At 54.8% G+C, this 19,218-nt stretch carries 12 protein-coding genes, 1 tRNA gene and 3 rRNA genes; 3 read left to right on the forward strand and 13 right to left on the reverse strand.

Annotated features, from left to right (window positions below; genetic code table 11):
- Nucleotides 1-27 precede the first annotated feature (27 nt).
- The 10 genes from birA to pepQ all read right to left on the reverse strand — a co-directional run bounded on the left by birA (nt 28) and on the right by pepQ (nt 11,775).
- Nucleotides 28-990, reverse strand: a complete 963-nt coding sequence (birA, locus tag ABTW00_RS22210) for a bifunctional biotin--[acetyl-CoA-carboxylase] ligase/biotin operon repressor BirA (protein ID WP_065358484.1) — start codon at nt 988-990, stop codon at nt 28-30.
- Nucleotides 987-2,015 (reverse strand): UDP-N-acetylmuramate dehydrogenase, encoded by a 1,029-nt coding sequence (gene murB, locus ABTW00_RS22215; protein WP_065358483.1) that lies wholly within the window; start codon nt 2,013-2,015, stop codon nt 987-989. The genes birA and murB overlap by 4 nt, the downstream gene beginning before the upstream one ends.
- 358 nt (nt 2,016-2,373) lie before the next feature.
- Nucleotides 2,374-2,489 (reverse strand): 5S ribosomal RNA (rrf, locus tag ABTW00_RS22220).
- Between the two features lie 92 nt (nt 2,490-2,581).
- Nucleotides 2,582-5,489: ribosomal RNA gene (locus ABTW00_RS22225) — 23S ribosomal RNA — on the reverse strand.
- 211 nt (nt 5,490-5,700) lie between these two features.
- Nucleotides 5,701-5,776 (reverse strand) — tRNA-Glu (locus ABTW00_RS22230).
- Nucleotides 5,777-5,861: 85 nt separating this feature from the next.
- Nucleotides 5,862-7,401: ribosomal RNA gene (locus tag ABTW00_RS22235) — 16S ribosomal RNA — on the reverse strand.
- Together the 16S, 23S and 5S rRNA genes with 1 tRNA gene alongside form the textbook arrangement of a ribosomal RNA operon.
- A 388-nt stretch (nt 7,402-7,789) precedes the next feature.
- A complete protein-coding gene (hemG, locus tag ABTW00_RS22240; RefSeq protein WP_065357454.1) occupies nt 7,790-8,323 on the reverse strand; it encodes a menaquinone-dependent protoporphyrinogen IX dehydrogenase in 534 nt (177 codons plus the stop codon).
- A 12-nt stretch (nt 8,324-8,335) separates the two neighbouring features.
- On the reverse strand, nt 8,336-9,787 hold the full coding sequence (gene trkH / locus ABTW00_RS22245; RefSeq protein WP_064546515.1) for a Trk system potassium transporter TrkH: 1,452 nt from the start codon (nt 9,785-9,787) through the stop codon (nt 8,336-8,338).
- Between the two features lie 42 nt (nt 9,788-9,829).
- Nucleotides 9,830-10,444 carry an IMPACT family protein gene (locus ABTW00_RS22250; RefSeq protein WP_064546513.1) on the reverse strand — a complete coding sequence of 205 codons (615 nt, stop codon included), beginning with the start codon at nt 10,442-10,444 and terminating at the stop codon, nt 9,830-9,832.
- Complete coding sequence (gene pepQ, locus ABTW00_RS22255; protein WP_433637678.1) at nt 10,444-11,775, reverse strand: Xaa-Pro dipeptidase; 1,332 nt, start codon at nt 11,773-11,775, stop codon at nt 10,444-10,446. The genes ABTW00_RS22250 and pepQ overlap by 1 nt, the downstream gene beginning before the upstream one ends.
- A gap of 191 nt (nt 11,776-11,966) precedes the next feature.
- On the opposite strand from pepQ, the gene fadB reads away from it, so the two are divergent.
- The gene (gene fadB / locus ABTW00_RS22260) at nt 11,967-14,156 is read left to right on the forward strand and encodes a fatty acid oxidation complex subunit alpha FadB (protein WP_433637681.1); all 2,190 of its coding nucleotides are present in this window, start codon (nt 11,967-11,969) and stop codon (nt 14,154-14,156) included.
- A gap of 9 nt (nt 14,157-14,165) precedes the next feature.
- Nucleotides 14,166-15,329 carry an acetyl-CoA C-acyltransferase FadA gene (fadA, locus tag ABTW00_RS22265; protein WP_064546509.1) on the forward strand — a complete coding sequence of 388 codons (1,164 nt, stop codon included), beginning with the start codon at nt 14,166-14,168 and terminating at the stop codon, nt 15,327-15,329.
- Between the two features lie 175 nt (nt 15,330-15,504).
- Here the strand turns inward: fadA and fre are convergent, their stop codons facing one another.
- A complete protein-coding gene (gene fre / locus ABTW00_RS22270) occupies nt 15,505-16,206 on the reverse strand; it encodes an NAD(P)H-flavin reductase (protein WP_065357457.1) in 702 nt (233 codons plus the stop codon).
- 86 nt (nt 16,207-16,292) lie between these two features.
- Nucleotides 16,293-17,771, reverse strand: coding sequence for a 4-hydroxy-3-polyprenylbenzoate decarboxylase (ubiD, locus tag ABTW00_RS22275; protein WP_064546496.1), 1,479 nt, complete (start codon nt 17,769-17,771; stop codon nt 16,293-16,295).
- A 162-nt stretch (nt 17,772-17,933) separates the two neighbouring features.
- On the opposite strand from ubiD, the gene rfaH reads away from it, so the two are divergent.
- Nucleotides 17,934-18,422: a transcription/translation regulatory transformer protein RfaH gene (gene rfaH / locus ABTW00_RS22280; RefSeq protein WP_064546493.1), complete on the forward strand. Its 489-nt coding sequence runs from the start codon at nt 17,934-17,936 to the stop codon at nt 18,420-18,422.
- Between the two features lies 1 nt (nt 18,423).
- Here rfaH and tatD read toward each other — a convergent pair whose 3' ends face one another.
- Nucleotides 18,424-19,218: a 3'-5' ssDNA/RNA exonuclease TatD gene (tatD, locus tag ABTW00_RS22285; protein WP_167351061.1), complete on the reverse strand. Its 795-nt coding sequence runs from the start codon at nt 19,216-19,218 to the stop codon at nt 18,424-18,426.

A 19,218-nucleotide genomic window follows, 5' to 3' on the forward strand; every position in this document is an offset into this window, starting at 1 on the left:
AAGAAAAGGGAGCCGAAGCTCCCTTTTTTATTCGGCGCTGCGCAGCGAAATCTCACCGCCCATCCACGGTTTAATTACCCCATCTTGCTCAAGTAATAATGCTCCTTGAGTATCAATGCCGCGGGAAATACCGAAGATTTCTTTATCACCGATAATGAGTTTTACCGGCCGATTAATAAAGTTATCCAATTTATCCCAGCGTGAGAGATATGGCGCCAAGCCCTCCTGCTCGAAGAGATGCAATGCTTCATGTAACTCATTAATCAAGCGTGCGGCCAGAACGTTACGATCGATGGTGATCCCTGCTTCCTGGAGGTTGATCCAACCCTGATTAATCACATCGTTTTCAACACGACGCATCACCAGGTTAATACCGGCGCCAATGACGATTTGCGCGGCATCGCCGGTCTTACCGGTCAGCTCCACGAGAATACCCGATAGTTTACGGTCATTCAGATACAGGTCATTTGGCCATTTCACCCGCACTTTATCCGCACCGAGCTCCTGAAGAACTTCTGCCATCACAATACCGATCACCAGGCTCAGGCCAATCGCGGCGGCGGGCCCCTGCTCTAAACGCCAGTACATAGAAAGATACAGGTTAGCGCCAAACGGTGAGAACCATTTACGGCCGCGACGACCACGGCCCGCCTGCTGGTATTCGGCGACGCAAGCATCACCGGACTTGAGCTCACCGATACGGTCAAGCAGATACTGATTTGTCGAATCGATAACCGGGAGAACGGCGACATCACCATAATCAACTGCGCTGCGAATACGTTCAGCATCCAACAGTTGTATAGGTTCCGGTAAGCTATAGCCTTTACCTGGTACGGTAAAGACATCCACTCCCCAGTCACGCAGCGTCTGGATATGCTTGTTAATCGCCGCGCGACTCATCCCCAACGTTTCACCTAAGTGCTCGCCGGAGTGAAAATCGCCATCGGCAAGCAGTGAGATAAGCGTTAATGGCACCGTATTGTCTTTCATTGAATCACCTCTACCGCGTTCACTTCGCCGACGTTACCGATAAAGCGCACTTCAGGTTCCAGCCAAACGTTAAATTTGTCGCCCACCTGCTGTCGCACATAATGAGCCAGCTTCACCACATCGCCACTCTGGGCGTTATTGACGTTCACCAGTACCAGCGCCTGCTGTTGGTGTACCGCTGCGCCGCCCTCAACGTGGCCTTTCAACTGACACTGATCGATAAGCCAGCCAGCAGCTAACTTAACGCTACCGTCCGCCTGCGGGTAATGCGGTGCTTTCGGGAAGTTTGCCAGCAGCGCCTGTGCGTATTCTGCACTGACTACCGGGTTTTTAAAGAAGCTGCCCGCGTTGCCGTTGATCTTCGGGTCCGGCAGCTTAGTCATGCGCATATGGCAGACTGAATCGAAAACATCACGTGGAGTGACGGTTTGCGGATCCAGACGTGTGAGGTCACCGTAAGTCAGTACCGGCTGCCAAGCTTTGGTCAGGCGGAAACCGACGGCAACAATCGCAAAGCGATCCTGGTAGGCATGCTTAAAAATGCTATCACGATAGCCAAATTGACACTCTGCTGCGGTAAGACGTTTACGCTCTCCGGTTGCCAGCTCAATGCAGTCGACATATTCGCAGACGTGCTGTAATTCGACGCCGTAGGCGCCGATATTCTGAATAGGGGATGAGCCCGCGCAGCCAGGGATCAGCGCGAGATTTTCCAGACCGGGCATGTTGTTATCCAGCGCATAACGCACCAGCTGATGCCAGTTTTCGCCTGCACCGACGTGTAGATGCCAGGCGTCAGCGGTTTCATTCACCTCAATGCCTTTGAGGCGGTTAAGGATCACGGTGCCGGAATAGTCTTCCAGAAACAGAACATTGCTTCCTTCACCCAGGATCATGACCGGCTGCCCTTCACGGGTTGCTTTCTGCCAGGCGCTCAATAGTTGTTGTTCATTTTCAGCGCATACGATGTGCTTTGCACAGTGGTCAATGCCGAAGGTATTCCAGGGTTTTAGGGAGTGAGTCATAGCTGCTTTCCTGATGCTAAATCGGCGATAGTTTACCGTATCTGCGTGGGGAAGGCTTGCGGTTATATGTAGGAACAGGTTCAGGTAAATTAGGCGCAGAAGGAATAGAGAGGAAAAAAGTGGAGTATTGTGCATCACTTGCACGTAACTGTGGCGTGGTTGAGAAGCGAAACGTAGGTATTGTAGGCCGGATAAGGCGTTCACGCCGCCATCCGGCAATGTGCCCCGGGGTAACCTGATGACGCTGCGCTTATCCGCCCTGCGGAGGACATTAATCGCCTGAGATTTCACCGTATTTTCATTTCGCACAGACGTAAAAAAGCCCATCCGTCAGGATGGGCTTCTTCACTAAATTGATGCCTGGCAGTTCCCTACTCTCGCATGGGGAGACCCCACACTACCATCGGCGCTACGGCGTTTCACTTCTGAGTTCGGCATGGGGTCAGGTGGGACCACCGCGCTACAGCCGCCAGGCAAATTCTGTTTATTAACCCGCTTTTCGCCGGTTAATGTCATCTGTAATCAAGCTGAATATCGTCTCTTCGCCAAAACATCTTCGGCGTTGTAAGGTTAAGCCTCACGGTTCATTAGTACTGGTTAGCTCAACGTATCGCTACGCTTACACACCCAGCCTATCAACGTCGTCGTCTTCAACGTTCCTTCAGGACCCTTAAAGGGTCAGGGAGAACTCATCTCGGGGCAAGTTTCGTGCTTAGATGCTTTCAGCACTTATCTTTTCCGCATTTAGCTACCGGGCAATGCCATTGGCATGACAACCCGAACACCAGTGATGCGTCCACTCCGGTCCTCTCGTACTAGGAGCAGCCCCCCTCAATTCTCCAGCGCCCACGGCAGATAGGGACCGAACTGTCTCACGACGTTCTAAACCCAGCTCGCGTACCACTTTAAATGGCGAACAGCCATACCCTTGGGACCTACTTCAGCCCCAGGATGTGATGAGCCGACATCGAGGTGCCAAACACCGCCGTCGATATGAACTCTTGGGCGGTATCAGCCTGTTATCCCCGGAGTACCTTTTATCCGTTGAGCGATGGCCCTTCCATTCAGAACCACCGGATCACTAAGACCTGCTTTCGCACCTGCTCGAGCCGTCACTCTCGCAGTCAAGCTAGCTTATGCCTTTGCACTAACCTCCTGATGTCCGACCAGGATTAGCTAACCTTCGTGCTCCTCCGTTACTCTTTAGGAGGAGACCGCCCCAGTCAAACTACCCACCAGACACTGTCCGCAACCCGGATTACGGGTCTACGTTAGAACACCAGCCATTAAAGGGTGGTATTTCAAGGTTGGCTCCACGCAGACTGGCGTCCACGCTTCAAAGCCTCCCACCTATCCTACACATCAAGGACCAGTGTTCAGTGTCAAGCTATAGTAAAGGTTCACGGGGTCTTTCCGTCTTGCCGCGGGTACACTGCATCTTCACAGCGAGTTCAATTTCACTGAGTCTCGGGTGGAGACAGCCTGGCCATCATTACGCCATTCGTGCAGGTCGGAACTTACCCGACAAGGAATTTCGCTACCTTAGGACCGTTATAGTTACGGCCGCCGTTTACCGGGGCTTCGATCAAGAGCTTCGCCTTACAGCTAACCCCATCAATTAACCTTCCGGCACCGGGCAGGCGTCACACCGTATACGTCCACTTTCGTGTTTGCACAGTGCTGTGTTTTTAATAAACAGTTGCAGCCAGCTGGTATCTTCGACTGATTTCAGCTCCATGGGTAAACCACTTCACCTACATATCAGCGTGCCTTCTCCCGAAGTTACGGCACCATTTTGCCTAGTTCCTTCACCCGAGTTCTCTCAAGCGCCTTGGTATTCTCTACCTGACCACCTGTGTCGGTTTGGGGTACGATTTGATGTTACCTGATGCTTAGAGGCTTTTCCTGGAAGCAGGGCATTTGTTACTTCAGCACCGTAGTGCCTCGTCATCACACCTCAGCGTTAGTAAGCGTCCGGATTTACCTAAACGCTCCGCCTACATGCTTAAACCGGGACAACCGTCGCCCGGCTAACATAGCCTTCTCCGTCCCCCCTTCGCAGTAACACCAAGTACAGGAATATTAACCTGTTTCCCATCGACTACGCCTTTCGGCCTCGCCTTAGGGGTCGACTCACCCTGCCCCGATTAACGTTGGACAGGAACCCTTGGTCTTCCGGCGTGCGGGTTTTTCACCCGCATTATCGTTACTTATGTCAGCATTCGCACTTCTGATACCTCCAGCATCCCTCACGAGACACCTTCGCAGGCTTACAGAACGCTCCCCTACCCAACAACACATAGTGTCGCTGCCGCAGCTTCGGTGCACAGTTTAGCCCCGTTACATCTTCCGCGCAGGCCGACTCGACCAGTGAGCTATTACGCTTTCTTTAAATGATGGCTGCTTCTAAGCCAACATCCTGGCTGTCTGAGCCTTCCCACATCGTTTCCCACTTAACTGTGACTTTGGGACCTTAGCTGGCGGTCTGGGTTGTTTCCCTCTTCACGACGGACGTTAGCACCCGCCGTGTGTCTCCCGTGATAACATTCTTCGGTATTCGCAGTTTGCATCGGGTTGGTAAGTCGGGATGACCCCCTAGCCGAAACAGTGCTCTACCCCCGAAGATGAGTTCACGAGGCGCTACCTAAATAGCTTTCGGGGAGAACCAGCTATCTCCCGGTTTGATTGGCCTTTCACCCCCAGCCACAAGTCATCCGCTAATTTTTCAACATTAGTCGGTTCGGTCCTCCAGTTAGTGTTACCCAACCTTCAACCTGCCCATGGCTAGATCACCGGGTTTCGGGTCTATACCCTGCAACTTAACGCCCAGTTAAGACTCGGTTTCCCTTCGGCTCCCCTATACGGTTAACCTTGCTACAGAATATAAGTCGCTGACCCATTATACAAAAGGTACGCAGTCACACCCCAAAGGGTGCTCCCACTGCTTGTACGTACACGGTTTCAGGTTCTTTTTCACTCCCCTCGCCGGGGTTCTTTTCGCCTTTCCCTCACGGTACTGGTTCACTATCGGTCAGTCAGGAGTATTTAGCCTTGGAGGATGGTCCCCCCATATTCAGACAGGATACCACGTGTCCCGCCCTACTCATCGAGTTCACAACCTGTGCATTTTGGTGTACGGGACTATCACCCTGTACCGTCGGACTTTCCAGACCGTTCCACTAACACACAAGCTGATTCAGACTCTGGGCTGCTCCCCGTTCGCTCGCCGCTACTGGGGGAATCTCGGTTGATTTCTTTTCCTCGGGGTACTTAGATGTTTCAGTTCCCCCGGTTCGCTTCGTTAACCTATGTATTCAGTTAACGATAGTGTGTCGAAACACACTGGGTTTCCCCATTCGGAAATCGCCGGTTATAACGGTTCATATCACCTTACCGACGCTTATCGCAGATTAGCACGTCCTTCATCGCCTCTGACTGCCAGGGCATCCACCGTGTACGCTTAGTCGCTTAACCTCACAACCCGAAGATGTTTCACTTCTGATTGCGAAAATTTGAGAGACTCGAACACACCATTTATCTGTTCTTATTACGGAGAACAGACACAGTGTGTCGTTTCAATTTTCAGCTTGATCCAGATTTTTAAAGAGCAAATATTTCAAACGTCACCCGAAGATGAGTTTTGAGATATTGAGGTCGGCGACTTTCACTCACACAAACCAGCAAGTGGCGTCCCCTAGGGGATTCGAACCCCTGTTACCGCCGTGAAAGGGCGGTGTCCTGGGCCTCTAGACGAAGGGGACACTGAAGTCTCAATCGCAAGACGCCTTGCTATTTACTTTTCATCAGACAATCTGTGTGAGCACTTCAAAGAACGTTTCTTTAAGGTAAGGAGGTGATCCAACCGCAGGTTCCCCTACGGTTACCTTGTTACGACTTCACCCCAGTCATGAATCACAAAGTGGTAAGCGCCCTCCCGAAGGTTAAGCTACCTACTTCTTTTGCAACCCACTCCCATGGTGTGACGGGCGGTGTGTACAAGGCCCGGGAACGTATTCACCGTAGCATTCTGATCTACGATTACTAGCGATTCCGACTTCATGGAGTCGAGTTGCAGACTCCAATCCGGACTACGACATACTTTATGAGGTCCGCTTGCTCTCGCGAGGTCGCTTCTCTTTGTATATGCCATTGTAGCACGTGTGTAGCCCTACTCGTAAGGGCCATGATGACTTGACGTCATCCCCACCTTCCTCCAGTTTATCACTGGCAGTCTCCTTTGAGTTCCCGGCCGAACCGCTGGCAACAAAGGATAAGGGTTGCGCTCGTTGCGGGACTTAACCCAACATTTCACAACACGAGCTGACGACAGCCATGCAGCACCTGTCTCAGAGTTCCCGAAGGCACCAAAGCATCTCTGCTAAGTTCTCTGGATGTCAAGAGTAGGTAAGGTTCTTCGCGTTGCATCGAATTAAACCACATGCTCCACCGCTTGTGCGGGCCCCCGTCAATTCATTTGAGTTTTAACCTTGCGGCCGTACTCCCCAGGCGGTCTATTTAACGCGTTAGCTCCGGAAGCCACTCCTCAAGGGAACAACCTCCAAATAGACATCGTTTACGGCGTGGACTACCAGGGTATCTAATCCTGTTTGCTCCCCACGCTTTCGCACCTGAGCGTCAGTCTTCGTCCAGGGGGCCGCCTTCGCCACCGGTATTCCTCCAGATCTCTACGCATTTCACCGCTACACCTGGAATTCTACCCCCCTCTACGAGACTCAAGCTTGCCAGTTTCAAATGCAGTTCCCAGGTTGAGCCCGGGGATTTCACATCTGACTTAACAAACCGCCTGCGTGCGCTTTACGCCCAGTAATTCCGATTAACGCTTGCACCCTCCGTATTACCGCGGCTGCTGGCACGGAGTTAGCCGGTGCTTCTTCTGCGAGTAACGTCAATCGCTGTGGTTATTAACCACAACGCCTTCCTCCTCGCTGAAAGTACTTTACAACCCGAAGGCCTTCTTCATACACGCGGCATGGCTGCATCAGGCTTGCGCCCATTGTGCAATATTCCCCACTGCTGCCTCCCGTAGGAGTCTGGACCGTGTCTCAGTTCCAGTGTGGCTGGTCATCCTCTCAGACCAGCTAGGGATCGTCGCCTAGGTGAGCCGTTACCCCACCTACTAGCTAATCCCATCTGGGCACATCCGATGGTGTGAGGCCCGAAGGTCCCCCACTTTGGTCTTGCGACGTTATGCGGTATTAGCTACCGTTTCCAGTAGTTATCCCCCTCCATCGGGCAGTTTCCCAGACATTACTCACCCGTCCGCCACTCGTCACCCGAGAGCAAGCTCTCTGTGCTACCGTTCGACTTGCATGTGTTAGGCCTGCCGCCAGCGTTCAATCTGAGCCATGATCAAACTCTTCAATTTAAGTTTGATGCTCGTGAATTAAACTTCGTAATGAATTACGTGTTCACTCAGAGACTTGGTATTCATTTTTCGTCTTGCGACGTTTAAGAATCCGTATCTTCGAGTGCCCACACAGATTGTCTGATAAATTGTTAAAGAGCAGTGCAACGCGGCTTTCGCTCACCGTTGCGAGGTGGCGTATATTACGCTTTCCTCTTTCAGAGTCAAGCATTTAATTTCGCTTTTCTCCGTCGAGATTCTCAGGGGAACCTCGCTGACCCGGCGGCTTGTTTGCCGTTGTTCCGTGTCAGTGGGGCCGCATTATAGGGAGAAATTGAGAACCCGCAAGCAGAAATATAAAAAAAACTTTCGTTCGCTCACTTTCCAGGCAACATGCCGAATTCACGCCCTATTTGTGCGAAAGTTGCGCGATTTCTTTGGCAAAATCGGCTACCTGCCCCCAATCGGTATAAACCACTTCTTTACTGGTATCCGTCTCGCCACCGGTCATCTTCATAATTAAACGAATCATGAAGCGATCGAACCAGCCGTAGCGTGGATAACGCAGCGCGCCGGCAAAGACCGCACAGGCATCCGGTTGCCATGGCGAGCGCAGCAGGAACTTGCGCGTATAGCTGTTCGTCTGCGGTGAACGCTTCTCCGGCTTGCGCGCCACCAGGTTTACCGCAAAGAACGCGCTCGGTATCGCCTGCAGCGCCGCCGCATGTTTTTTCACGAAACGATCAAGAGCCGGATGGAAATGCCCATAGCGAATAGACGCACCGATAATCACGCGATCGTACTGCGTCCAATCCACATCCTCCGTCCGATTCAGATCCACCATTGCCGTCTCGACGTCCAGCTCGCTGAGCTGCGAACAGAGATAAGCAGCGATTTCACGCGTCTGCCCATCACGGGTAGAAAAGAGCATTAATGTTTTCAACGCCGACTCCTGTTATTCGCGCCAGAATGTTGGGGTAAACAGCACCAGCAGCGTAAAGACTTCCAGACGACCAAACAGCATGTTCGCGATCAGTATCCACTTCGCCACCGGGTTCATGCTGGCAAAGTTATCCGCTACCACGCCCAGCCCTGGCCCCAGGTTGTTCAGCGTCGCCACGACGGAAGCAAACGCCGAGAAGTCGTCGACGCCGGTGGCGATGATCGCCAGCATGCTAATAATGAAGACCAACGCATAGGCGGAGAAGAATCCCCATACCGCCTCAAGAATACGTTCCGGCAGCGCACGGTTGCCCAGTTTAATACTGTAGACCGCGTTCGGGTGAACAAGGCGCTTGAGTTCTCGGTTTCCCTGCTTGAACAGCAGCAGAATACGAATCACCTTCAGACCACCACCGGTTGAACCGGCACAACCGCCAATAAATGCAGAGCATAAAAGAAGAACCGGTAGGAACAGCGGCCAGCGCGCGATACTGTCGGTCGTAAAGCCGGCGGTGGTCGCCATCGAGACCACCTGGAAGAAGGCCTGGTTGAGCGTTGTCACCGCCGAGGCATAGATATTATGGAACCACAGCACCAGCGTACAGATCACCACCAACGTCAGCTGCACGCCGATAAACATACGGAATTCCGGGTCGCGCCAGTACACCTTCAGGCTACGCCCGCTTAATAAAGAGAAGTGCAGGCCGTAGTTACAGCCAGAGATCAGCAGGAAGATAGCAATAATGGTGTTGATAGTTGGACTATCAAAGAAACCCACGCTGGCATCATGCGTCGAGAAGCCGCCGATCGCGATAGTGGCAAAACTGTGGCCGATCGCATCAAACGCCGGCATCCCGGCAAACCACAGCGCCAGCGCGCAGGCTACGGTCAACAGAACATAGATAAGCCACAGGGTTTTCGCCGTTTCAGCGATACGCGGTCGCATCTTGTTGTCTTTTAGCGGCCCTGGCATTTCTGCTCTGTAGAGCTGCATCCCCCCGACGCCAAGGATAGGCAGAATCGCAACCGCCAGCACAATGATCCCCATCCCGCCGAACCATTGCAGCATTTGCCGATAGAAGAGTATCGCGTGAGGTAATGAATCCAGCCCCACCAGCGTGGTCGCCCCGGTCGTGGTTAAACCCGAGAACGATTCAAAGAACGCGTCGGTGACCGTCAGGTTCGGCTGCTCGGAGAAGATAAACGGCAGCGCACCCACGCTGCCCAGCACCGTCCAGAACAGAACGACAATCAGAAAGCCTTCGCGTGATTTCAGCTCGCGTTTTTCACGACGATTTGGCCACCACAGCAGGGAACCAATCACCAGCGCGACGAAAAAGGTCTGGGTAAATGCGCGCCCGGCGCCATCGCGGTAAATCAAAGCCACTAATCCCGGCAGGATCATTGTTCCCGAGAATAAGATGACCAGAAGTCCAACAATTCGAGTAATGGCACGAAACTGCATGTCCGGCGCGTCCTTTGATAATCAATAAAGTCAGGAGGGGGATTATTCGTCAATCGCTAACAAATGCAATGAACCACGGCTAAAATCGGCCAGTCTTGCGGAAAAATCCGCCACTTTCGCCTGCGGAAGCGCCACACGAAGCTGTACCGAGGCCTGATAGTCGCTGTCGACTATCTGTCCCGCATATTGCTCCACCAGCCCCTCAACGCCCGCCAACTGTCCGTATTCGCATAACAGAGTATATTCGGTTAACGGCACCTTGATCTCTGTCGCCAGCAGATTCAGCGCCTGCTGCACCCCGCCGCCATAGGCTTTCACCAACCCACCGGTACCCAATAAGATACCGCCGTAGTAGCGCACCACTACGGCGGTAATTTCACCAATGCCGCTGCCCATCAGCTGAGCGAGCATCGGTTTACCGGCCGTACCCGCCGGTTCACCGTCATCAGAGAAACCCAGTTGCTGCGAGTCGTCCGGCCTACCCGCTACCCACGCCACGCAATGGTGACGGGCATCCGGGTGTTCAGCGCGAACCGACTCGACGAACGCTTTGGCCGCTTCCACCCCGTCGGTATGCGCCAACAGGGTGATAAAACGGCTCTTCTTGATCTCTTCAACGAAGGTGACCGGCTCCGCCGGTATTCGCCAGCTTTCCATTACGCCAGCTTCAGGTCACGCGTCATATTTTCGATATTGTTCTCGTGGATCACCACGTTATCTTCAATACGAATGCCGCCAAACGGCTTCAGCGCTTCGATTTTCTGCCAATTGAAGTGCTTGCTGAACTGGCCTTCGCGCCACGGCGCAAGCAGAGATTCAATGAAGTAGATACCCGGCTCAATGGTCAGCACCATACGCGGCTCCAGCACTCGGGTGCAGCGCAGATACGGATATTTGGACGGCGCTGCCAGGTGCGTACCGCTATCATCCTGCATAAAGCCCGCAACATCATGTACCTGCAGGCCTAGCGGGTGACCAATGCCGTGTGGCATAAACGGCCCGGTCAGATCGTTGTCGACCATGGCTTCTTCGCTCATGTCGGTAACGATCTGATGTTTACGCAGCAGTTTGGCAATGCGCTGATGGAACTGAATGTGGTAATCCACATAGCTCGTCCCCGCTTTTATGGTGGCGATCAGCGCCAGTTGCTCGGCGTTAACGTCTTTTACCAGGTGCGCGTAGTCGTTATCGCTGTGCGCAGCCCAGGTACGGGTCAGGTCAGCCGCGTAGCCGTTATACTCCGCCCCGGCGTCCAGCAGGAAACTGCGCATTTCCGAAGGTGCGCGGTGATCCAGCTTGGTGTAATGCAGCACGGCCGCGTGTTCGTTCAGCGCCACGATATTGCCGTACGGGACATCGGTATCGCGGTGTCCGGTGGCGGTCAGATACGCCAGGTTGATATCAAACTCGCTCATGCCGGAACGGAACGCTTCCTCCGCGGCACGGTGGCCATTCACCGCCATCTTCTGCGCTTCGCGCATGCACGCCAGTTCGTAATCCGTTTTATATGAGCGATAGTAGTGCAGGTAATCAATAACCCCTTTCGGGTTGATGTTGTTCGCCGCAATGCCAAGACCCAGCGCACGCTCCGGAACCGGACCGATATAGCCGATATTGCCGCGGGCAGCGGGCAGCTGGCTGCCGATACCGTCTGCTTTCGGCAGTGCGATAACGTCAACATCCTCCGTCCAGAATGAGGTCGGCAGGGGTTCAACGTTGTGCCAGTAATCTACCGGCAGGTAGAACCACAGCTTAGGTTTATTGACGCCATCCACCAGCAGCCAACAGTTAGGTACCTGAGTCACCGGCACCCAGGCTTTAAACTGCGGGTTAACCTTGAACGGGTACGCGTGGTCATCCAGAAAAACATTCATCAGCTCGCCAGAGTGGATAAGCAGCGCATCAAGCTTAAAACGCTCGAGTGCGTTACGCGCCCGCTCTTGTAAGGTAACAATATGATTTTTATAAAGTGCGGCCAGTGATTCCATTATTTACCCTTCTGAATTTATTGCCCTTTAGTCCCCGCATAGTAGCACACCTCACTGATCCTGCGTGATTTCCCCCGGACGTGATCCGACCAGCAAATATTTAAAGACTTATTTGCATTTATTTAACACAAAATACACACTCGAGTTTATCTGGTATGACCAGATCATATTGCTGGATTCAGGAGACTGACATGCTCTACAAAGGCGACACCCTGTACCTCAACTGGCTGGAAGATGGCATTGCCGAACTGGTGTTCGATGCCCCTGGCTCAGTTAACAAGTTAGATACCGCAACCGTAGCCAGCCTCGGCCAGGCGCTCGACGTCCTCGAAAAACAAAAAGAGCTGAAGGGGCTGCTGCTGCGCTCTGAAAAGGCGGCCTTTATTGTCGGCGCGGATATCACCGAATTCCTTTCGCTGTTCCTGGTGCCAGAAGAACAGTTCAGCCAGTGGCTGCATTTCGCCAACAGCGTGTTTAACCGTCTGGAAGATCTGCCGGTCCCGACGATTTCCGCGGTGAACGGCTATGCGCTGGGCGGCGGATGCGAATGCGTACTGGCGACCGACTATCGTCTGGCCACGCCGGACCTGCGCATCGGCCTGCCGGAAACCAAGCTGGGCATCATGCCGGGCTTTGGCGGCTCCGTACGTCTGCCGCGTCTGTTGGGCGCCGACAGCGCGCTGGAAATCATCGCCGCCGGTAAAGACGTCGGTGCCGAACAAGCGCTGAAAATCGGTCTGGTCGACGGCATCGTCAAACAGGAAAAACTGTTTGACGGCGCGCTGGCGGTCCTGCGCCAGGCAATTAACGGCGACCTCGACTGGAAAGCCAAACGCCAGCCGAAACTGGAACCGCTCAAGCTCAGCAAAATTGAAGCCACCATGAGCTTCACCATTGCAAAAGGCATGGTGATGCAGACCGCGGGTAAACACTATCCGGCACCTATCACGGCGGTGAAAACCATCGAAGCGGCGGCCCGCTTTGGCCGTGAAGAAGCGCTGAACCTGGAAAACAAAAGTTTTGTTCCACTGGCCCATTCTAATGAAGCCCGTGCGCTGGTCGGCATTTTCCTCAACGACCAATACGTAAAAGGTCAGGCAAAGAAACTGACCAAAAACACCGAACCGCCGAAACATGCTGCCGTGCTTGGCGCGGGCATCATGGGTGGCGGGATCGCTTACCAGTCCGCCTGGAAGGGCGTGCCGGTGATCATGAAGGATATCAATGAAAAATCGCTGACTCTCGGAATGACGGAAGCCAGCAAGCTGCTCAACAAACAGCTGGAGCGCGGCAAAATCGACGGTCTGAAGCTGGCTGGGGTGATCTCCACTATTCAGCCGACGCTGAATTACGCTGGTTTTGATCGCGTTGACGTGGTTGTTGAAGCCGTCGTGGAAAACCCGAAGGTCAAGAAGGCGGTACTGGCAGAAACCGAGCAGAAAGTGCGCCCGGATACCGTGCTGGCTTCTAATACCTCGACTATTCCCATCGGCGAGCTGGCCGATGCGCTGGAACGCCCGGAAAACTTCTGCGGTATGCACTTCTTTAACCCGGTGCACCGTATGCCGCTGGTTGAGATCATCCGTGGACCGAAAACTTCAGAAAGCACCATCGCGAAAGTCGTCGCCTGGGCGAGCAAGATGGGCAAAACGCCGATCGTGGTCAACGACTGCCCCGGTTTCTTCGTCAACCGCGTCCTGTTCCCGTACTTTGCTGGTTTTAGCCAGCTGCTGCGCGACGGCGCGGACTTCCGCAAGGTTGATAAGGTGATGGAGAAACAGTTCGGTTGGCCGATGGGCCCGGCTTACCTCCTCGACGTGGTGGGTATTGATACCGCCCACCATGCGCAGGCGGTGATGGCGACCGGTTTCCCGCAGCGTATGCAGAAAGATTATCGCGACGCTATCGATGCGCTGTTTGAAGCAAGCCGCTACGGTCAGAAAAACGGTCTGGGCTTCTGGCGCTATAAAGAGGACAGCAAAGGTAAGCCGAAGAAAGAAGAAGATGCCACGGTGGACAGCCTGCTGGCCGACGTTAGCCAGCCGAAGCGCGACTTCAGCGACGACGAGATTATTGCTCGTATGATGATCCCGATGGTCAACGAAGTGGTGCGTTGCCTGGAAGAAGGCATCATCGCCAGCCCGGCGGAAGCCGATATGGCGCTGGTTTACGGCCTGGGCTTCCCTCCGTTCCACGGCGGCGCTTTCCGCTGGCTGGATACGCTCGGCAGCGCGAAGTATCTCGATATGGCGCAGCAGTATCAGCACCTTGGCCCGCTGTACGAAGTACCGGCCGGTCTGCGCGACAAAGCGCGCCATAACGAAGCGTATTATCCCCCGGTTGAGCCAGCCCGCCCGGCTGGTGAGCTGAAAACGGCTTAAGGAGTCACGATGGAACAGGTTGTTATTGTTGATGCAATTCGTACCCCAATGGGCCGCTCGAAAGGGGGCGCATTCCGCAACGTGCGCGCCGAAGATCTCTCCGCGCACCTGATGCGTAGCCTGCTGGCGCGTAACCCGGCGTTGGAAGCGGCAGCCATCGACGACATCTACTGGGGCTGCGTACAGCAGACGCTGGAGCAGGGTTTTAACATCGCCCGTAACGCGTCGCTGCTGGCGGAAATCCCGCATTCTGTACCGGCAGTCACCGTTAACCGTCTGTGTGGTTCCTCGATGCAGGCCCTGCACGATGCGGCGCGGATGATCATGACCGGTGATGCGCAGGTCTGTATGGTCGGCGGCGTAGAACACATGGGCCACGTGCCGATGAGCCATGGCGTTGATTTCCACCCGGGTATGAGCCGCAACGTGGCGAAAGCCGCGGGGATGATGGGCCTGACGGCGGAAATGCTTTCCCGTATGCATGGCATCAGCCGTGAAATGCAGGATGCCTTCGCCGCGCGTTCCCACGCACGTGCCTGGGCCGCCACGCAGTCTGGGGCTTTTAAGAATGAAATCATTCCTACCGGTGGCCACGACGCGGATGGCGTGCTCAAGCAGTTTAACTACGACGAAGTGATCCGTCCGGAAACCACCGTTGAAGCGTTATCCACTCTTCGTCCCGCATTTGACCCAGTTACCGGTACGGTGACCGCAGGGACCTCTTCCGCTCTCTCAGATGGCGCCTCTGCCATGCTGGTGATGAGCGAAAGCCGCGCCCGCGAGCTGGGATTAACCCCGCGCGCGCGCATCCGCTCAATGGCGGTGGTCGGCTGCGATCCGTCGATCATGGGCTACGGTCCGGTTCCGGCTTCGAAGCTGGCGCTGAAAAAAGCGGGTCTGAGCACAAGTGATATCGATCTGTTTGAGATGAACGAAGCCTTTGCCGCGCAGATCCTGCCGTGCATTAAGGATCTGGGGCTGATGGAGCAGATCGACGAGAAGATCAACCTCAACGGTGGCGCGATCGCCCTGGGCCACCCGTTAGGCTGTTCCGGTACGCGTATCACCACCACCCTGCTTAACCTGATGGAACGCAAAGACGCTCAGTTCGGTCTGGCGACCATGTGCATTGGCTTAGGTCAGGGTATTGCGACGGTTATCGAGCGCGTATAAAAAACGCGCCCCGGAGACCGGGGCGCGCAGTATATCGCTATTGTAGGCCGGGCAAGCGCAGCGCCCCCGGCAAATAACGCCGGATGGCGACGCAAAACGTCTTATCCGGCCTACAACACAACAAAGTTTAGTTGCCGTTCTTCCCGCCTGTCAGGGGCGGGTTTTTTATTGCCTATCAGATAAAGGCAAACGCATCGCCGAACAGGCGGTCTTCACGCGCCTGACGTTCATTGCAGAACAGGTCGCGAGCAATTTTCGCCATTTCAAAACGTCCCGCGATATAGATATCGTGCTCCGCCAGCGTACCATAATCCTGCAGCACCGCCGTCAGCACGGTACCCGAACGCCCGCGCCACTCTTCTTCCGGCTGTTCCACTACCGGTACCACACGCAGGTTCGGGTGATTCACCGACAGCGCTTCCAGTTCGGAGAGATCGTAAAGGTGTTTCTCTTCACGGCCGCCCCAGTAGATCGCCACGTCGCGATTCGGGTTACGCGCCAGCGCGGTCAGCAGAATGGAACGCACATAGGAGAACCCTGTACCGCCGGCAATCAGCACCAGCGGGCGATCGTCTTCTTCACGTAACCAGGCCTCGCCGTGCGGGATATCTACCACCACTTCACGGTCTTTCAGGATGCGGTCCATCACGGCCATTGCGTACAGATTCAGCTCGGAAGCACCGATGTGTAGCTCGATAAACGCCTTTTCATCCGGCGTTGAGGCCATGGAGAACGGACGCTTATCGCGCTCGTCCATCACCACCATCAGATACTGTCCGGCACGAAATGAGAAGGCAGCTTCGGGTACTAAACGAACGCGATATACCGTATCGGTAATGGCATCCACCGAGGTCACTTTACAGCTTAAGGTTGTCATGCGCTCCCTCTGTCGGGTCTTTTCCCCCATCCTCATTCACGCGGTCGGCGCAACGCCCACGGCGTGAAATCTTCCGGGGTGGGTTATCATTTATTGTCGGGAAATATGGCCAGCTCGTCCCAGATCTCATCAATACGCGCCGTAACGGCGGGATCCTTCTTAATTGGACGGCCCCATTCGCGCTGGGTTTCCCCAGGCCATTTGTTGGTGGCGTCCAGCCCCATTTTCGACCCCAGACCGGAAACCGGCGAGGCGAAATCCAGATAATCAATCGGCGTATTCTCTACCAGCACGGTATCCCGCGCGGGGTCCATACGGGTAGTGATCGCCCATATCACATCGTTCCAGTCACGTGCGTTAACGTCATCATCGCAGACAATCACGAATTTTGTGTACATAAACTGGCGTAAAAACGACCATACGCCCATCATTACGCGTTTTGCGTGCCCAGCATACTGTTTTTTCATCGTCACGACGGCAAGGCGATATGAACACCCTTCCGGCGGCAGATAGAAATCGACGATTTCCGGGAACTGCTTTTGCAAAATAGGCACGAAGACTTCATTCAGCGCCACGCCCAGCACCGCCGGTTCATCCGGTGGACGCCCGGTATAGGTGGAGTGATAAATCGCGTCTTCACGCTGGGTAATGTGGGTGACGGTAAACACCGGGAAGCTATCCACTTCGTTGTAGTAACCGGTGTGATCGCCATAGGGTCCTTCCGGCGCCATTTCGCCCGGCTCAATGTAGCCTTCGAGGACAATCTCGGCGCTGGCAGGCACTTCCAGATCGTTGGAAAGACACTTCACCACTTCCGTTTTCGTCCCGCGTAGCAGACCGGCGAACGCATACTCAGAAAGCGTGTCCGGCACCGGCGTCACCGCGCCCAGAATGGTTGCCGGGTCAGCACCCAGCGCGACCGATACCGGGAAACGTTCGCCCGGATGCGCAGCACACCACTCCTGGAAATCGAGCGCGCCGCCGCGATGCGACAGCCAGCGCATAATCAGTTTGTTTTTGCCAATCACCTGCTGGCGATAGATACCCAGATTCTGCCGCTCTTTATGCGGACCACGGGTTACCGTCAGGCCCCAGGTAATGAGCGGTGCCGCATCTTCTGGCCAGCAGGTCATCACCGGAATGCGTGAGAGATCGACATCGTCGCCGGAGACGACTTTTTGCTGGCAAGGCGCACCGCGCAGGCGCTTGGTCGGCATGTTCAACACCTGTTTGAACTGCGGCAGTTTATCGAACAGATCGCGGAAGCCTTTTGGCGGCTCCGGTTCTTTCAGGAAAGCTAAGAGTTTACCCACTTCACGCAGCGCGCTGACGTCCTCTTGTCCCATTCCCAGCGCCACGCGCTTAGGTGTGCCGAACAAGTTGCACAGCACCGGCATATCATAACCTTTAGGATTTTCAAACAGCAGCGCTGGCCCACCGGCACGCAGGGTGCGATCGGCAATTTCGGTAATTTCCAGATGGGGATCCACCGGGAGGCTAATACGTTTTAGTTCACCCTGCTGTTCGAGTATGGTCAGAAAGTCGCGTAGGTCATGGTATTTCATGGGGTAATTCTTGGCCTCCTGGTAAGCGCCCTAGTATACGGCGAATGGTCCTTTGATGCTGTATTTTTGTTAAATTAGCGTGAATTAAAGCCATCATAATCAACATCGCGATCTGGCTGCACTTTTGCTATGCTTCCGCGTTAACGAGTGGAAAGAGTCATTATGCAAGCCTGGTATTTACTGTACTGCAAACGCGGGCAACTTCAGCGTGCCCAGGAACATCTTGAGAGACAGGCGGTCAACTGCCTGACGCCGATGATCACCCTGGAAAAAATAGTGCGCGGCAAGCGTACATCGGTCAGTGAGCCGCTGTTCCCGAACTATCTGTTCGTGGAGTTTGACCCGGAGGTGATTCACACCACCACCATTAACGCCACCCGCGGCGTCAGCCATTTTGTCCGTTTTGGCATGCGCCCGGCAACCGTGCCATCGTCGGTCATCCATCAGCTCTCAATTTATCAACCTGATGATATCACCGACCCGGAAACGCCCTATCCCGGCGACAGCGTGGTCATTACCGAAGGCGCGTTCGAGGGGCTGAAGGCCATCTTTGCCGAGCCTGATGGCGAAGCACGCTCTATGCTGCTGCTTAACCTGCTCAACAAACAAATTAAGCAGAGCGTCAAAAACACCGACTTCCGCAAGGCCTGAACTAAAAGTCTATCTTCAATAGCCGTTTGGCGTTACTGTCGGTGACGGCTTCCAGCCACTGAACATCTTCCCCACGCCATTCGGCCACGCGTGACAGAATGTGCCGTACATACGCCGGCTCGTTACGACGCGATGCCGGTTTCGGCGTCATGTCGCGCGGCAACAGATACGGCGCATCGGTCTCCAGCAGCAGGCGGTCCGCCGGGATCGTCGGCAGCAGTTCCCGCAGTTCCAGCCCGCGACGCTCGTCGCAGACCCAGCCGGTAATACCGATCATCAGGCCCCGGTCCAGGCACTGCTGCGCTTCTTCACGCGTGCCGGTAAAGCAGTGCAGCACCGCGCCAGGCAAATGGTCGAGCCACGGCTCCAGCAGCGCGAGGAAGCGCTCGTGAGCATCGCGACAGTGCAAAAAGACCGGCATGCCCAGCTCGGCAGCCATCGCCAGCTGACCGCTAAACGCAACTTCCTGCTCGGCCGGCGTGGAGAAGTTGCGGTTGAAGTCCAGGCCGCACTCGCCCACTGCCACCACTTCGGGCTTGTTCACCAGCGCATAGATAGCGTCCGCCACCTCCGGCGACCAGCTGCTGCTGTCATGTGGATGCACGCCTGCCGTTGACCAGCAGCCTTCAAAGCGTTCCGCTAGCCGCTGCGCTTCTTCGCTCTCATGACGGTTGGTTCCGGTCAGCAGCATGCCGTGCACGCCCGCGGCACGTGCCCGCGCGACCACCTCATCACGGTCGCGCGCGAACTGTGAACTGGTCAGGTTAACACCGATATCAAACATCCTTGCCCCCAT

Source organism: Kluyvera georgiana (assembly GCF_050990895.1).
Classification (GTDB): domain Bacteria; phylum Pseudomonadota; class Gammaproteobacteria; order Enterobacterales; family Enterobacteriaceae; genus Kluyvera; species Kluyvera georgiana.

Excerpts from the sequence above, each read along its gene's own strand:
- birA (WP_065358484.1), bottom strand. The coding sequence starts at position 990 with ATGAAAGACAATACGGTGCCATTAACGCTTATCTCACTGCTTGCCGAT.
- murB (WP_065358483.1), bottom strand. The coding sequence starts at position 2,015 with ATGACTCACTCCCTAAAACCCTGGAATACCTTCGGCATTGACCACTGT.
- trkH (WP_064546515.1), bottom strand. The coding sequence starts at position 9,787 with ATGCAGTTTCGTGCCATTACTCGAATTGTTGGACTTCTGGTCATCTTA.
- ABTW00_RS22250 (WP_064546513.1), bottom strand. The coding sequence starts at position 10,444 with ATGGAAAGCTGGCGAATACCGGCGGAGCCGGTCACCTTCGTTGAAGAG.
- pepQ (WP_433637678.1), bottom strand. The coding sequence starts at position 11,775 with ATGGAATCACTGGCCGCACTTTATAAAAATCATATTGTTACCTTACAA.
- fadB (WP_433637681.1), top strand. The coding sequence starts at position 11,967 with ATGCTCTACAAAGGCGACACCCTGTACCTCAACTGGCTGGAAGATGGC.
- fadA (WP_064546509.1), top strand. The coding sequence starts at position 14,166 with ATGGAACAGGTTGTTATTGTTGATGCAATTCGTACCCCAATGGGCCGC.
- fre (WP_065357457.1), bottom strand. The coding sequence starts at position 16,206 with ATGACAACCTTAAGCTGTAAAGTGACCTCGGTGGATGCCATTACCGAT.
- ubiD (WP_064546496.1), bottom strand. The coding sequence starts at position 17,771 with ATGAAATACCATGACCTACGCGACTTTCTGACCATACTCGAACAGCAG.
- rfaH (WP_064546493.1), top strand. The coding sequence starts at position 17,934 with ATGCAAGCCTGGTATTTACTGTACTGCAAACGCGGGCAACTTCAGCGT.
- tatD (WP_167351061.1), bottom strand. The coding sequence starts at position 19,218 with ATGGGGGCAAGGATGTTTGATATCGGTGTTAACCTGACCAGTTCACAG.